The following is a 16,006-nucleotide window of genomic DNA, read 5'->3' as shown; positions in this document are numbered from 1 at the left end:
GGCGACGCGGGCGATGCGGCCGTTTGCGACCTACAGCAGCCCCTCCGACAGCGCATTCGGCGTGCCGAAGCGATGCGCGGTGATCGACACGGCCTGCTCGTGCAGGTGCGGCAGCATCTCGACGCGGCCTGCCGACACCACGACCCCGCCGTAGACCGCGATGTCGGGCACACCCCCGGTGGCGGCGGTGACGGCGGCCGCCTCTGCCGCGCGGGAGTCGCCCGCGACGATGCGCACGCGCGCTCCGGCGGTGGGCCCCTGCTGCGCGGCGAGTCGGCGCAAGCGCGCAGCCCAGGCCTCGGCGTCTTCATACGCGACCTGCACCCGTGCTGCAGCGAGCGCTTCAGCGATCGGCGCGGGCAGCGCGACCGGCGTGCTGACCTGCGGCGTGGCCCCTGCGGCGAGCGCGGCAGCGATGACGCGCACCGCTTCGTGGGGTGCGGCGTCCGCGGCCCAGCGCACCACGGTCGACACGGGAAGGTAGCGCAGCGCGTTGACCTCGATGCCGAGCTGCGATGCGTCTCGGGCGACGCCGAACTCGTCGTCCCATGCCTGCGCGTCTGAGCCGAGCGCCGCGCGCAACCATGCGAGTTCGGTGCCTGTGACGCCCGCGCGCTCGGCGGCGGTGAGCAGTCGCGCAGCTTGTGGGCGTGGAGCGCGAAGCGGAGCGGTGACGGGTGCGTCGATCCAGTCGCCGAGCCCGTGCAGGTAGTTGGGGCCGCCCGCCTTGGTGCCGGCGCCGATGGCCGACTTCTTCCAGCCGCCGAAGCTCTGCCGACGCACAATCGCGCCGGTGATGCCGCGGTTCACGTAGAGGTTTCCGGCCTGCACGCGGCGCAGCCACAGATCGAGGTCGTCGCGGTCGAGCGAGTGCAGCCCCGAGGTGAGTCCATAGTCGATGTCGTTGACCAGGTCGATCGCGTCGTCGAGCGTCTCGGCGGTCATGATGCCGAGAATCGGCCCGAAGTACTCGGTGAGGTGGTACTCCGAACCCCGTCGCACTCCCGCGCGCACGCCGGGCGTCCACAGCTTCGTCGCACCGTGTCGATCGCGCGCGAGCGGGTGGTCGCTCTCGACGGGCGCCGGTTCGATCAGCCAGTGCTCGCCTGCACCGAGCGTGGTGAGCCCCCGCAGCAGCTTGCCGTCGGGTGCCGTGATGATGGGGCCCATTTGCGTGTCAAGGTCATCGGGGGTGCCGACGGCGAGCGATCGCACGGCATCGAGCAGCTGGCCACGGAAACGCTTCGAGGTCGCAACCGAGCCCACGAGGACCACGAGCGACGCAGCGGAGCATTTCTGGCCCGCGTGCCCGAAGGCAGACAGCGCGACGTCTTTCGCTGCGAGGTCGAGGTCGGCGTTCGGGGTGACGATGATGGCGTTTTTACCGCTGGTCTCGGCGAGGATGGGCAGGTCACGGCGCAATTCGCGGAAGCTCACCGCGGTTTCGTACGCGCCGGTCAGGATGAGTCGATCGACGCGTGGATCTGCGACGAGCGCCGAACCCAGGGTGCGGTCGCCGAACTGCACGAGCTGCAGCACATCGCGCGGCACGCCGGCCTCCCAGAGCGCATCGACCAAGACGGCGCCCGAGCGCGCGGAGTTCGACGCCGGCTTGATGATCACCGAGGAGCCTGCGGCGAGCGCCGAGAGCACGCCGCCAGCGGGGATCGCGACGGGGAAGTTCCAAGGCGGAATGACCGCGATCAACTTCTTCTGCTGGAACTTCGCGCCGTCGACCTGGTCAAGCAGCTGGCCGAGCATGGCGTAGTAGTTCGCGAAGTCGATGGCCTCGCTGACCTCGGGATCGCCCTGGTCAAGCGTCTTGCCGCACTCCGACCCCATGACCTCGAGCAGCTCCGCACGCTTGGCTTCGAGGAGCTCGCCGGCGCGGTAGAGAATGCGGGCGCGCTCGTCTGCGCCCAGCGCCTGCCAGCCGTCTGCCGCTTGCACGCCACGCGCGACGATCTCGTCGAGCACAGCGGTGTCGGCAACGCGCGCCTGAACAACCAGGTCAACGCCAAGCTGCGAGGCCGCCATGCGGCTCGCAATCTGCCGACCCCACACACGGTTGCCCGGGAGGTCGGGGTCGGTGTCGGCCACGTTGTGGAACTGGCCGGTGCGCCCGGCGGCCACCCGAGCCTCCACCCGCCCCTCGACGCCGTCAGTGTCGTAGGTGCGGCGATCCTGCTGCCGGTTCGCGGCGGGCACTGCGAAATGCTCGGGCGCCCCATCGGCCGTGATCGCTGCAAGGTCGGCGAGCGAGGCGAGGAAGCGCTGCTTCTCACGCTCGAAGAGCTCGGGGGCATCGTTGAGTTCGAACACGGCCGACATGAAGTTCTCCTGGCTCGCGCCCTCCTCGAGTCGGCGAATCAGGTAGGCGATGGCGACGTCGAACTCCTGCGGGTGCACCACCGGGGTGTAGAGCAGCAGCGACCCGACCTCGCGCTTCACAGCTTCGGCCTGGCCGGTCGCCATCCCCAGCAGCATTTCGAATTCAATGCCGGCTTCAGCACTGCGGGCCTTCGCGAGCAGCCACGCGAGCGCGATGTCGAAGAGGTTGTGCCCAGCGACGCCAAGGCGCACGTTCTTGACGCGATCCGCGGTGAGGGCGTAGTCGATGACGGCCTTGTAGCTCGTGTCGGTCTGCTGCTTCGAACCCCAGGTCGCGAGCGACCAGCCGTGCATGGTCGCATCAACCTGCTCCATCGGCAGGTTCGCGCCCTTCACCACGCGCACCTTGATAGGGGCGCCGCCGGTGGCGACCCGCTCGGCGGCCCACGTCTGCAGGCGCATCATCGCCCCGAGCGCATCGGGCAGGTAGGCCTGCAGCACGATGCCGGCCTCGAGATCGCGGAACTCGGGGCGATCCAGCATCCGCATGAACACGGCGAGGGTCAGGTCGAGATCCTTGTACTCCTCCATGTCGAGGTTGATGAACTTCTTCGGGCTCGACGCGTTCGCGCGCTCGAAGAGCGGCTTCAGCTGGTGCTCGATGTGCTGCACGGCTTCGTCGAACGCCCAGTGATTGTGCGGGGCGACGGTCGCCGACACCTTGATGGAGACGTAGTCGACATCATCGCGGGCCAGCAGTCGGTGGGTGCCGGCGAGTCGGCGCTCGGCTTCATGCTCGCCCAGGATCGCCTCACCCAGCAGATTGAGGTTCAAGCGCACGTCGTCGCGCTTGATCTTCGCGATTGCCGGCCCGAGCTTGCTGTCGGTCGCATCGATGATGAGGTGGCTGACCATCTCGCGCAGCACGCGACGAGCGATGGGAACGACGGCGCCCTTGAACGGCGCGGCGAGCGCGCCGCCGAGGCCGATCGCGCCCCGCATGGGCGCGGGGAGGAACTTCGGGGTGAGCGTGGTCAGAGTCTTGAGCTTCTTGGCTGCGGCGCCGAGGTCTTCGGGGCGCACCACACCGTCGACGAACCCGACGGTGAAGTCGAGGCCGTTCGGGTCTTTCAACACGCCCGCGAGGCGCGCCGCCGAGGCGTCGGCGGGAATCTCGGCCGCTTCGCGAAGCCAGCGCTGCACGAGCTCCACGGCGGCTTCGGCGAAATCTTGGGGGCGGGCGGCGGCGCCTGCTGCGGTGGTGCTCACGAGCAGCCTTTCGAACGGGCGCGCCACGTGGCGCGCGAAGTGGTGATATTTGCCATCGTGACGCAGCTGGGCGATGAATAAAAGTTCGAATAAAGGAGCAATACTATGAAGCTGAGCTTCACAATTGTGCGTCCGCCGGCTTCGGTGCCGGCGCGCTCCCAGACACTGCATTTCGCGAGAGGATCATCAGCCCATGCTCGAGGTCAAGCGTCTGCGGCTGCTGTGGGAACTCAGCCGCCGCGGCACCGTCATCGCCGTCGCCGAAGCGCTCAGCTACAGCCCGTCAGCGGTGTCGCAGCAGCTCAGCATCCTGGAGCGTGAGGTCGGCATGCCGCTGCTCACCCGCTCGGGCCGCACACTCCGCCTCACCGCAGCAGCTCGATCACTGGTTGCCCACACCGAACAGCTGCTAGCCGACCTCGAACGGGCCGACGACGCGGTGCGCCGCTTCGGTACCGAGGTGATCGGCACGCTGCGGGTCGCCGCGTTTCAGACCGCACTGCTCGCGATCATGCCCCAAGCGCTGCGTCGCATGCGCGCCGAGCACCCCGCCGTGCGCGTCGAAGTGGTGCAGCATGAACCGGCGGCAGCACTCTACGAAACGTGGGCGCGGGGGTTCGACCTGGTCGTCGCCGAGCAGTATCCAGGCCACGCGACCGAGCACTTCGCTGGCCTCGATCGCCAGCCGCTCACGCGTGACGCGATCCAGCTCGCACTCCCGGCGCACGCCGGCGTCGACCCCGAGTTCGACGCCGTCTTCCAGCTGAGCGACGCCGCGTCACTCCCCTGGGTCATGGAACCCGTGGGGGCCGCGTCGCGTCACTGGGCCGAGCAGGCCTGCCGCGTCGCGGGATTCGAGCCAGACGTGCGCTTCGAAACCGCCGACCTGCAGGCGCACCTCCGCCTCGTCGAGTCGGGTCTCGCCGTGGCGCTGCTGCCCGGCATGGTGCACGTCGGGCGTGCGAGCGACATCCGGCTCATCGACCTGCCCGGCGATCCCGAACGCACGGTGTTCACCGCGTCGCGGCACTCCAGCGCTGACAGCCCAGCGCTGGATGCGTTTCGGGCGATCCTCAGTGAGGAAGCGGAGCGACGGTCACTCGCTCACCCGTAGTCGCACTTTCGCGCGCCGCATCGAGCACCGACACCGTGTGCAGCGCTTCGTCGAGGGTGACCGCGGGCGCGGTGCCCGAGGCGATCGCGCGATGCAGGTCGCGGTAGAAGTCGCTGTAGTCGCCGCGCAGTGAGGGAACGCGGATCGGCTCCGCACCGACCGTCAGCACGCCCCAGCGCTCCTCGGCTTCGACGCCCCAAGTGTCGGCGTCGGTTGCCGGTCGCAGCCCGGCGAGCAACTGCTCGTACTGCACGTCGCTCATGTGCGACTCGTAGTTGCCCTCGAGGCCGGTCACGATCATGCGGCGATCCTGACGGCGCGCGCCCTTGGTCGACGACACCGAGCTGAAGACCCCCGAGGCGTGGTGCAGCCCGAGAAAGAACCCGACGTCGACCCGCTCGTCGCCCATACCGACCCAGTCGAGGTGCGCGTCGACGCGCGCGACCGGGCCGAAGAGCTGGATGAGTTGGTCGACCACGTGTGCACCGAGGTCGCGCAGCAGGCCCTCGTCGGGGCCCTGATCGAGCACGGTGCGGTCGTCTTGCTCGAGCGCGAAGTCCGCGCGCCACACCGGTCCCAGCGCACCCGAGTCGAGCACAGAGCGCAGCGTCACGAGGTCGGTGTCCCAGCGTCGGTTGTGGAAGACCGTGAGCACGCGCCCGGCGGCGTCGGCCGCAGCGATGAGCTCGCGGGCCGTCTCCGCGTCGGGCGCGAACGGCTTGTCGGCGACCACGTGCACGCCGCGCTCGAGCGCACGGAGCACCAGCTCACGGCGGGTCGCCGGGGGCGTCGTGATGACGACGGCGTCAACACCCGCATCGATAAGCTCATCGAGCGAAGCGAACGCTTCGACCCCGGGGGCGGCCTCCGCGAGCGACGCACGCGTCGACTCCGCACGGGCGACGACGCCCACGAGCTCCCACTCACTCGCAGCCTGAATGTAGGGCAGATGGAAGAGTCGTCCGCCGACCCCGAATCCGACGAGTCCGATGCGCATGGGTGGTCCTTTCGATCGCACGCGGGTGTGCACCCGCACCAACGAAAACAGCGGGCGGCGCTGATGCGCCACCCGCTGTGATCCTTACTTGCCTCGCGGCACGTAGATCATGCCCGTGGTGACTTCCTCCTCGAGCGCCTCGAGCGTGCGGCCGCGGGTCTCGGGCACCCACTTCCACACGAAGAAGAGCGCGAGTGCACCCACCGCTGCGAACACGAAGAAGGTGCTCGAAATACCGACTCCGTCGACGAGCGGCAGGAAGAACAGCGCGACGATGCCGTTCATGATCCACAGCGCGAAGACCGAGATGCCCATGCCGATGCCGCGCATGTGCAGCGGGAAGATTTCCGACAGGTAGACCCAGACGGCCACGTTGAGGAAGGTCTGCATCGAGCCGACGAAGATCACGACGAGCGCCAGGATGATCCACGGACGGGCCGCGCTGCCCTCGGGCAGAGCGAACGATGCGACGCCGATCAACAGGTGGCTGATAGTGGTCAGCGTGAAGCCGGTGATGAAGGTCTTGCGGCGATCGAAGCGGTCCATCATCTGCAGTGCGATGATCGCGCCGATCACGGCGATGACCCCGGGCGCAACGTTGGCGATGAGGGCGGCGTTCTGCGAGAAGCCCGACTGCTCGAGCACCTGGCTGCCGAAGTACATGATCGAGTTGATACCGGTCAGCTGCTGGGCGATGCCCAAGCCGATGCCGATGAAGACGATCTTGAGCAGGTTGCGGTTCGAGAGGATCGCGCGCCAGCCGAGGTGCTCCTCGCCACGCTCCTCCTCGACGAGCGCGCGCAGGTCCGCAGTCTCTGCTGCGGCGCGTTCGGGAGTGCGGACGGTCGCGAGCACGCGCTCGGCGCCTGCGTAGTCGCCTCGGTTCACGAGCCAGCGGGGTGACTCGGGCATGCGCAGCATGCCGAAGAACAGCGCGATCGCGGGGAGCGCGCAGACGGCGAACATGACGCGCCAGATGTTGTCGATGTGGCCCCACACGTTGCCGATGATGGCGTTCACGACGAATGCGGCGAGCTGGCCGACGACGATCATGAGCTCGTTGCGACCGGCGATCGAACCGCGGATCTCGTAGGGAGCGAGTTCGGCGAGGAACACGGGGACGACGGTCGAGGCGCCACCGACCGCGAGGCCGAGCAGCACGCGACCGACGATGAGCGTCGAGAAGCCGAAGGTGGTGTGGGTGCCGAGCGTCTCGCCGCCGGGCGCGAAGACGACGAACGCGGTGCCCACGAAGAAGAGCACGGCGAGCAGAATGATGGTCTTGCGTCGACCCCATCCGTCAGAGAGGCGGCCGCAAACCATGGCGCCGATCGCGGCGGCGAAGACGAGCGAGCTGGTGAACCAGCCCTCGAGGAACGGGGTGAGGCCGAGCTCCTGCGACATCGGGCTGAGCGCGCCGTTGACGACGCCCGTGTCGTAGCCGAACAGCAGTCCGCCGAAGGTCGCGACCAGCGCGACGAGGCCGAGACGGCTTCGGTGCGCTCCGGTGCCCAACGGCGGCAACGGTGTTCGACTCGTGCCTGCGGTTCCGACTGACATTCTGTGACTCCTTCGTCCTGCGTGCGGCGCGCCGGGTAACGGGCCGCACATCTGAGCTTAACAATGTCGTTACATTTGGACAAACTCTCCCTGGGAGTACAGTGGGAACGTGACGTCACTGCTGCCCGAGATCGCTCCGTGGGCTTGGGCACTCCTCGGCATCGCCGCCGTCATCGTCGGCTTCTCGAAGACCGCACTGCCCGGCATCAACACGATTTCGATCGCGATCTTCGCGGCGCTGCTGCCGGCCAAGCACTCCACCGGGGCCTTGCTCGTGCTGCTCATCGTCGGCGACATCTTCGCCGTGTGGTCGTATCGCAAGCACGCGAACTGGTCGACGATTCTGCGCCTCGCCCCTGCGGTCGTCGCGGGGCTCGCGCTCGGCGCCGTCTTTCTCGCCGTCGCCGACGACGGATGGGTGCGACGGGTCATCGGTGCGATCCTCATCATCGTGGTCGCATTCACACTGTGGCGTCGGTGGCTGTCGCAGCGTTCGGGCGCGGCAGCGACGGCCGGCAACCCGCTCGCCGCGAGCATCGGCTACGGCTCACTCGCGGGCTTCACGACGATGGTCGCGAACGCCGGCGGCCCCGTGATGTCGATGTACTTCCTCGCCGCCCGCTTCCCGGTGCAGGCCTTCCTCGGCACGGCGGCCTGGTTCTTCGCGATCATCAACCTCACCAAGCTGCCGTTCTCAATCGGGCTCGGGCTCATCGACGGCAGCAGCCTGCTGCTCGACCTCTGCCTGGTGCCGGGAGTCGTCATCGGCGCATTCTTCGGGCGTTGGATCGCCGTGCGCGTCAAGCAGCAGGTGTTCGAGGGCGCGGTGCTCGTCGTGACCGTGCTCGGCGCCCTTTACCTGCTGCTCTTCTGAGGCGGCGGGGCCGAGCGGCGCTACCGCTCTGCCCTCCGCTGACCCGCCCCAGACCTGCGATCGGGGTAACTTCGGGTGGGTGCGGCGGCGGAATTCGCCGCTGACACCCACCCGAAGTTACCCCGATCCGGGGGCAGCCGTCAGGCCAGGCCGACGAGCTCGCGGATCTTGGCGAGCTGGAACTTCGAGATCTCGTCGGCCCGCTCGTCTTCCGCAAAGACGTTCGAGACGATGAGGGCGTCGTCGCGGTCGAGGTAGCCCGACTGCTTGAGGGTGCCGAAGAGCTCGGTCCAGTCGACGTCGCCGTCGCCGATCGCGAGGTGCTGGTGCACGCGCACCGCGTTGCCGGGCGGGTTCGTGATGTAGCGGAGTCCATTCGAACGATTGTGATCGAAGGTGTCCGCGGTGTAGACCGCGCCGAGTCGATCGCCGAGCTGCGGAATAAGGCTCGTCGCGCGATCGCCGTAGTGGAACGTGTGCGAGGCGACGTAGACAAAGCCGACCCGGTCGGTGTTCAGGCCACGGATGATGCGCCACGCCTCGAGCCCGTCCTCGACGAAGTCGTCGGGGTGCGGGTCGAAGTTCAGCGTCACGCCCTCGCGCTCGAGCACCGGAATCAGCCGCTCCATTGAGCGGTAGAACGCGTACTCCGACTCTTCTTCACGCTCGGGGCGGCCCGAGAACTCGGTGTTCACGATGGGCGCCTCGAGTTCGGCAGCGATCTCGATGTAGCGGGTCGTATTGAAGACGGCGGCGTCGACCTGGTGCGGTTCGGGGCCGCCGAATCGCTGCACGGGCAGCACGGACGTGATCGTGACGCCCGCGTCGTTCGCGCGCTTCTTCAGCTGCGCGATGAGTTCGCTGTCGACCTTCGGGTAGTGGAAGTGCCGCCCGAAGTCGGGGCTCGGCGTGAGCTGCAGGTATTCGTACCCGAGCCGTGCAACGAGATCGGGGAAGTCGAGCAGATGCACCGAATCGTTGTACGGCGTCGGGTCGAGGGCAATGCGGACCATGGTGCTCCTATGCGAGGTGAAAGCGATGTCGTACTGCGGGTGGGTGCGGCAGCGGGCCTGATGCGGGAGCCGATACCGGCTCTCCCATCAGGCCCAGCACACCGTCTCAGGCGTAGAACGCGGGGCGTTCGGGCGCTTCGACGGCGACCGTGCCGCCCTCGTGCATGGCCTTGACGCCGGCCTCGCACGAGAGGGCGACGAGGTAGCCATCCCACGCGTTCGGGCCATCGATGAGCGATCCGTTGTGCACGGCGTTGACCCAGCGCTGAATCTGCGCGTCATACGCATCGGCGAAGCGGGTCGTGAACGACTCGTGATCCTTCACGCTGAAACGCCCGGCGCTCCAGCGCTGCAGGCCCGAGGGCTGCCCGATGCGGGCAACGCCCTGCTCGAACACGGCCTCGGTGGCGACCTGGTAGCCGAACTGCACGCTGACGCTCATCTCGACGTCGACGAGCACACCGTTCTCGAGCTCCATGATCACCAGGATCGGCTCGTGCAGTCGCTCGGGAGCGAGCGAGTTGCGGCGCGGGTGCTTCACCTCGACGCTGACGACGCGCGACCCGGCGAGCCACGGCACCACGTCGAATTCGTGCACCACCGAGTCGGTGATGAGCATGTCGTTGGTGTAGGTCTCGGGCACCGTCGGGTTGCGGTGCACGGCGCGCACCATCAGCAGTTCGCCGCTCTCGCCCGACTCGACGAGCTGACGCAGCTCCTGGTACTCGGCGTCGAAGCGGCGCATGAAGCCGACCTGAATGTGGGGCTTGTCGAGCTGCTGCTCGAGCTCGAGCACCTCCCACGAGCTCGCCGAATCCTGCGTCAGCGGCTTCTCGCAGAGAATGGGCAGCTTCGCTTCGAGGGCGGGCTTCAGCACGGGCGCGTGGAACTGCCCGGGCACCGCGATAAGCACGGCGTCGAGAGCGTCGGCCGCGATGGCCTCTTCGACGCTCGCGAACACCTGGGCACCCGGGGCGTGCTCGGCGGCTGCTGCGGCGCGGCCGGCGTCGGGCTCGACGACAGCAGAGACGCGTGCACCGCTGATGCGGTGGGTGATGCGGGCGATGTGGTCGGCGCCCATCATGCCGGCGCCGACGACGGCGACGCGGAGATCTTCAGTCATGGGTGAATCCTTTCGAGAAGTGTGAGGGTGGGCGCTTACGACACGCGCGCCAAGTGGGTGCACCCGAAGATGTGCTCGCGCGTGCGCTGCGCGATCGGGAACGGGCGATCGACGTCGCAGCCGTACATGTCTTGCTCGACGATGGCGAAGATCTCGGAGTCGATCTTGGCTACCGCCTCGATGACCGGCGCGAGGTCGGGGATGCCGTGCGGCGGCTCGATCATGATGCCCTGCGTGACGGCCTCGGCGAACGGCACATCGTTCTTCAGCACGTCGAAGAGCAGCGTGGGGTCGACCTGCTTCAGGTGCAGGTAGCCGATGCGCTCGGGGCGCTCCTCGATCAGCTTCACGTTGTCGCCGCCGTAGTAGGCGAAGTGGCCGGTGTCGAGGCAGAGGTTCGTGTAGCGCGCGTCGGTCTCGTCGAGGAAGCGCAGCACCTCGCGGGTCGTACCGATGTGGCTGTCGGCGTGCGAGTGGAACTGCTGCTTCACTCCGAATTCCTCGAGCAGCGCCTTGCCGAGTCGGTCGTGGCCCGCGCCGAGCTTCGCCCACTGCTCATCGGTCAGGGTACGCGACTCGAGCACCTCGCTGGTCGCATCGCTGCGCCACAGGTCCGGGATCACGACGAGGTGCTCGGCGCCGAGCTTCGAGGCGAGCCCCGCGACGTTGAGCGCCTGGTCCCAGGCGCGCTGCCACTCGTCGTCGCCCTTGTGGAATCCGGTGAACACGGTGCCGGCCGAAAGCTTGAGGCCGCGCTTGCCGAGTTCGTCTTCGAGCTGGTGGGGGTCGGTCGGCAGGTAGCCGTAGGGGCCGAGTTCGATCCACTCGTACCCCGAGGCGACGACCTCGTCAAGGAAGCGCTCCCACGGCACCTGCTTCGGGTCGTCCGGGAACCAGACGCCCCATGAGTCGGGGGCGGTTCCGATGCGCAGACCGGGGTTTTCGGCGTTCGTTTCACCCATGGGCGAGAACCTCTCTTTCGGCGACGGTGCCGGATCGTACCCGTCCATCATCGCAGGGGGTCTTTGTATTGACAATAAGCCATAGTAGACCATTTCGCCGAGGTTTCCAGTCGGCAACACTCAGCATCGCGATCGCGCGAGAGTTGCTCACACGCTGGCCCCGGCGAGCCCCGGCACGCCAACGGGCCCGGCCTCGCGCACTGCGAGAACCGGGCCCGTCGTTCAGAGCCGAGGCGCCGAAGCGCCGAAGCCTCGTATCAGCCCAGCAGCGGCTTCTGGGCCGCGACCTGCTCTTCGTACTCGGCCCGCGCGCGCTGCGTGGAGTCGAGCGTCGAGACCTGCGGCACCGGCACGTCCCACCAGCCCGCACCGTCGGGCGCGTAGATCAGCGGGTCGCTGTTGATGTGAATGAAGGTCGCGCGATCCGAGGCCTTGGCCTGCGCGATCGCGGTCTCGAGGTCGGTGATCGCGCCCGCGCCCGGGTCGACCTCGATGACGTCCATGCCGTAGCTGCGGGCGTTCATCGCGAGGTCGATCGGCAGCACCTGCTCGCCCTGGAAGTTCTTCGCGACGCCGTCGTACTCGCGGTACCAGGTGCCGAAGCGCTCCGATCCGACGGTCTCCGAGAGGTGACCGATCGACGCGTAGCCGTGATTCTGAATCAGGATCACAATGACCTTGATGCCCTCGGCGACGGCGGTGACGAGCTCGGTGTTGAGCATCAGGTACGAGCCGTCGCCCACCATGATGATGACGTCGCGGTCGTCTCCGGCTTCGACCAGCCCGCGCTTCGCGCCGATACCGCCCGCGATCTCGTACCCCATGCACGAGAAGGCGTACTCGACGTGGTACCCCAGCGGGTCGCGCACGCGCCACAGCTTGTGGAGGTCGCCGGGCAGCGATCCCGCAGCCTGCACGATGACGTCGGCCGGCGCCGACGAGCGCTGCACGGCGCCGATGATCTCGGGCTGGCCCGGCAAGTCGAGACCCGAGGGCTCGAACGCCTCGTCGACCAGGCCGTCCCACTCCGCCTTCTCGGCGGCGATGCGCTCGGCATAGGAGGAATCGACACGCAGATCCCCTGCCGCCCCGTTTCCGTGGGCGTCGAGCAGCTCGAGGAGCGTCTCGCGGGCGTCGGCGACCACGGGGATCTGCGTGCCGTGCTTGTACGCGTCGAACGACGCGACGTTGATGTTGACGAACTGCACGCCCGGGTTCTGGAACGCGGTGCGCGACGACGTCGTGAAGTCGCTGTAGCGGGTGCCGATGCCGACAATGACGTCGGCCTCCGCCGCCAGGCGGTTGGCGGCGAGCGTACCCGTCGCACCGATGCCGCCGAGGTACTGCGGGTGATCCCACTCGAGCACTCCACCGCCGGCCTGCGACGTGCCGACCGGAATGCCGGTCGCCTCGACGAACTCGCGCAGCTGCTGCTCGGCATCGGAGTAGAGCACGCCGCCGCCGGCGACGATCAGCGGGCGCTTCGCGGTGCGGATCGCCTCAAGTGCCAGGGCGAACGCGTCGCGCTCGGGGCGCGGGCGGCGAATGCGCCACTCGCGGGGCTGCAAGAACTCCTCGGGCACGTCGAGCGCCTCCGCCTGCACGTCTTCGGGGAGCGCGATCGTCACGGCACCGGTCTCGGCCGGGTCGGTGAGCACGCGAAGGGCGGCGAGCGCGATCGAGAAGAGCTGCTCGGGACGCTGCACGCGGTCGAAGAACTTCGAGACGGGGCGGAACGCGTCGTTGACGGTCAGGCCGATGTCGTGGGGCTGCTCGAGCTGCTGCAGCACCGGGTCGGCGACGCGGGTCGCGAAGGTGTCGCTCGGCAGCAGCAGCGCAGGTAGGCGGTTGGTGGTCGCGAGCGCGGCACCGGTGAGCAGGTTGGCGGCGCCCGGGCCGACCGACGCGGCCGACGCGTAGGTGCCGCGACGGCGATGCATGCGGGCGTAGCCCACCGACTGGTGCACCATGGCCTGCTCGTTGCGCGCCTGGTAGTAGGGCATCAGGTCGGGCTGCTCGACGTTGGCCTGCTTGAGCGCCTGGCCGATACCGGCCACGTTGCCGTGCCCGAAGATGCCGAAGACGCCCGGAATGGTGCGCTCACGAATCTCGGTGCCGTCGGCCGCGCGATCCACGGTCCACTGGTTCGCGAGGAATTCGATCAGCGCTTGGCTGACCGTCATGCGCCGGGTGGTCATCGTGCGGACTCCGTTTCGGTGGCGGTTTCGGTGCTCGCGGCGCCGGTGTCGGCGGGAGCGAAGGGGAGGCGGGAGTCGAGCTGCTGCCCCTCCCAGGTGTCGCGCACCCAGCCGTGAGCCGGGTCGTCGCTGATGAGCCATGTGCGCTCGGGGTCGGGCCCGGCCATCACGTTGAGGTAGTACATGTCGTAGCCCGGGGCGGCCACGGCGGGGCCGTGGTAGCCGTGGGGCACGAGGGCGATGTCGCCGGTGTGCACCTGCGAATCGATCTCGATGGGCCCGGCGGGCGAGGAGTACGTGCTGAACATGCCGAACGCGCGCTCGGGATCGACTCCGGCCGGGGCGTCTTTCGTCGGGGCGACCTCGAAGTAGTAGATCTCCTCGAGTTCGGATTCGTGGCCCGGGATGTGCTCGTCGTGCTTGTGGGGCGGGTACGACGACCAGTTCTCGGCCGGGGTGATGACCTCGACGACGATGAAGCGGGCCGCATCGAGCGACTCCTTGCGCCCGAAGTTGTGCACCTGGCGGCTCGAGGCGCCGGCGCCGCGCAACTCCACCGGCACGTCGGCAACCGGCATGTAGCGCGAGGGGCGCACGAGCTGCGGCTGGTCGGCGGGCACCGGAGAGGTGGCGACGAGGAAGCGCGCCTCGCCGTTCGGCGCCGAGGTCGCGGTGACCTCCGCGGTGGCGGCCGACGACAGGTAGAGCACGTCGGTCGGGCCGTCGAAGACCGAGCGACGGCCCGCGAGCTCCGAGGTCGCGTCGGCACCGGCGCTCGCGGTGCCCGCAGCGCCGTCGCGGTAGGTCACCGAGAACGAACCGGAGAGGGGAACGATGAGACGCTCGATGCCCGTGCCCTCGAGCGCGATGGTCGCGCCCTCGACCAGGCGAGCCACCCGTACGCCGGTGTGCTCCCAGCCCGGGATGCGCTCGTCGACGACGGATTCCCATCCGCCCTCGGCGAGTTCACCGCGCCGGTGGAACCAGCGTTCGGCCTGCTGCGATTGCTGCGTCATAATCGTTCCCTGCTCCGATTCGTGCTGCGGATTAGTCGTTCTGCGGGAAGCCGAGGTTGATGCCGCCGTGCTTGGCGGGATCGAGCCAGCGGCTCGTAATGGCCTTCTCGCGGGTGAAGAACTCGAAGCCCTGCACGCCGTACGCCTTTGCGTCGCCGAACAGCGACGCCTTCCAGCCGCCGAAGGAGTGGTAGGCCACGGGCACGGGGATCGGCACGTTGATGCCGATCATGCCGACCTGGATCTCGTGCTGGAAGCGGCGGGCCGCTCCCCCGTCGTTCGTGAAGATCGCCGTGCCGTTGCCGAATGCGCCCGAGTTGATGAGCTCGACGCCCTCTTCGAAGGTCTGCACGCGCACGATCTCGAGCACCGGCCCGAAGATCTCCTCGGTGTAGGCGCGCGAGGTGGTGGGGATGTTGTCGATGAGGGTGGGCCCGACGAAGAAGCCGTTCTCGTGCCCCTCGACCTGGAAGCCTCGGCCGTCGACGACGATCGTCGCGCCATCCTGCTCGGCGATATCGATGTACCCGGTGACCTTGTCGCGGTGCACGTCGGTGATCAGCGGCCCCATGTCGGGCTCGGGCGTCGAGGCGCCGTTGCCGATGTTGAGCTTCGCGATGCGCTCGGTGATCTTCTCGATGAGCTCGTCGGCGACGGGCTCGACGGCCAGCACGACCGAGATCGCCATGCAGCGCTCGCCCGCGGCGCCGTAGCCCGCGTTGATGGCCTGATCGGCGACGAGGTCGAGGTCGGCGTCGGGCAGCACCAGCATGTGGTTCTTCGCGCCGCCGAGTGCCTGCACGCGCTTGCCGTGCTTCGAGGCGGTCTCGTAGATGTACTGCGCGATCGGCGTCGAGCCGACGAACGAGATCGAGTTCACGCCCGGGTCGGTGAGCAGGCCGTCGACGGCGAGCTTGTCACCGTTGAGCACGGTGAAGACGCCGTCGGGAAGACCGGCCTCCTGCCACAGTTCGGCGAGCCACAGCGCGGCCGAGGGATCCTTCTCGGAGGGCTTCACGATGACGGCGTTGCCCGCGGCGACGGCGATCGGGAAGAACCACATCGGCACCATGGCCGGGAAGTTGAAGGGCGCGATGATGCCCGCGACGCCGATCGGCTGCTTGATCGAGTAGACGTCGATGCCGGTCGAGGCGTTCTCGGAGAACGCGCCCTTGATGAGGTGCGGGAACCCAGTCGCGAGTTCCACGACCTCCTGGCCACGGAGAATCTCCCCCATCGCGTCCGAGACGACCTTGCCGTGCTCGCGGGTGATGATCGCGGCGAGCTCGCCCTTGCGCGCGTTCAGCAGTTCGCGGAACTTGAAGATCACGGTCTGGCGCTTGGCCATGGAGAACTCGCTCCACACCGCGAAGCCGCGGTTCGCCGACGCGATGGCCTCGGCGATCTCGGCCTCATCGGCGAGTGCGACGTGGGCCTGCACCTCGCCGGTGGCGGGGTTGAAGACGGGGGCCGTGCGGCCGCTGTTCGAGGCGCGGCGCGCGCCATCGATCCAGTGCGGGATGACGGGGAGTGAATCGGTGCTCATTGC

The 16,006-nt window shown here is 68.3% G+C and carries 11 protein-coding genes; 2 read left to right on the top strand and 9 right to left on the bottom strand.

The window, feature by feature from the left end:
* Window positions 1–30: 30 nt before the first annotated feature.
* Complete coding sequence (locus tag AMS67_RS03160) at window positions 31–3,600, bottom strand: proline dehydrogenase family protein (RefSeq protein WP_053386157.1); 3,570 nt, start codon at window positions 3,598–3,600, stop codon at window positions 31–33.
* Between the two features lie 193 nt (window positions 3,601–3,793).
* Here AMS67_RS03160 and AMS67_RS03155 point away from each other — a divergent pair, with 193 nt between their 5' ends.
* A complete protein-coding gene (locus AMS67_RS03155; RefSeq protein WP_053386065.1) occupies window positions 3,794–4,714 on the top strand; it encodes a LysR family transcriptional regulator in 921 nt (306 codons plus the stop codon).
* On the opposite strand, the gene AMS67_RS03150 is transcribed toward AMS67_RS03155, so the two are convergent.
* A complete protein-coding gene (locus AMS67_RS03150) occupies window positions 4,674–5,711 on the bottom strand; it encodes a Gfo/Idh/MocA family protein (RefSeq protein WP_053386156.1) in 1,038 nt (345 codons plus the stop codon). The two genes, AMS67_RS03155 and AMS67_RS03150, sit on opposite strands and share 41 nt — an antisense overlap.
* 84 nt (window positions 5,712–5,795) lie before the next feature.
* Window positions 5,796–7,271, bottom strand: coding sequence for a sugar porter family MFS transporter (locus AMS67_RS03145; protein ID WP_053386064.1), 1,476 nt, complete (start codon window positions 7,269–7,271; stop codon window positions 5,796–5,798).
* A 109-nt stretch (window positions 7,272–7,380) separates the two neighbouring features.
* On the opposite strand from AMS67_RS03145, the gene AMS67_RS03140 reads away from it, so the two are divergent.
* Window positions 7,381–8,145 (top strand): sulfite exporter TauE/SafE family protein, encoded by a 765-nt coding sequence (locus AMS67_RS03140; protein ID WP_053386063.1) that lies wholly within the window; start codon window positions 7,381–7,383, stop codon window positions 8,143–8,145.
* 140 nt (window positions 8,146–8,285) lie between these two features.
* On the opposite strand, the gene AMS67_RS03135 is transcribed toward AMS67_RS03140, so the two are convergent.
* The 6 genes from AMS67_RS03135 to AMS67_RS03110 form a co-directional block, all read right to left on the bottom strand.
* Entirely contained in the window at window positions 8,286–9,158 is an 873-nt protein-coding gene (locus AMS67_RS03135; RefSeq protein WP_053386062.1) for a sugar phosphate isomerase/epimerase family protein, read from the bottom strand.
* Between the two features lie 106 nt (window positions 9,159–9,264).
* Window positions 9,265–10,281 (bottom strand): Gfo/Idh/MocA family protein, encoded by a 1,017-nt coding sequence (locus AMS67_RS03130; RefSeq protein WP_053351468.1) that lies wholly within the window; start codon window positions 10,279–10,281, stop codon window positions 9,265–9,267.
* 35 nt (window positions 10,282–10,316) lie between these two features.
* Complete coding sequence (locus tag AMS67_RS03125; protein ID WP_053351467.1) at window positions 10,317–11,243, bottom strand: sugar phosphate isomerase/epimerase family protein; 927 nt, start codon at window positions 11,241–11,243, stop codon at window positions 10,317–10,319.
* A 257-nt stretch (window positions 11,244–11,500) separates the two neighbouring features.
* A complete protein-coding gene (gene iolD, locus AMS67_RS03120; RefSeq protein ID WP_053386061.1) occupies window positions 11,501–13,441 on the bottom strand; it encodes a 3D-(3,5/4)-trihydroxycyclohexane-1,2-dione acylhydrolase (decyclizing) in 1,941 nt (646 codons plus the stop codon).
* Entirely contained in the window at window positions 13,438–14,457 is a 1,020-nt protein-coding gene (gene iolB / locus AMS67_RS03115; RefSeq protein WP_053386060.1) for a 5-deoxy-glucuronate isomerase, read from the bottom strand. The genes iolD and iolB overlap by 4 nt, the downstream gene beginning before the upstream one ends.
* 31 nt (window positions 14,458–14,488) lie before the next feature.
* Window positions 14,489–16,003: a CoA-acylating methylmalonate-semialdehyde dehydrogenase gene (locus AMS67_RS03110; protein ID WP_053386059.1), complete on the bottom strand. Its 1,515-nt coding sequence runs from the start codon at window positions 16,001–16,003 to the stop codon at window positions 14,489–14,491.
* Window positions 16,004–16,006: the final 3 nt, after the last annotated feature.

Origin of the sequence: Leucobacter japonicus, assembly GCF_001273855.1 — a bacterium.
GTDB classification, from domain to species: Bacteria; Actinomycetota; Actinomycetes; order Actinomycetales; family Microbacteriaceae; genus Leucobacter; species Leucobacter japonicus.
The sequence above is the reverse complement of the archived record's forward strand: the minus strand, read 5'-3'. Positions and strand labels throughout refer to the sequence as shown.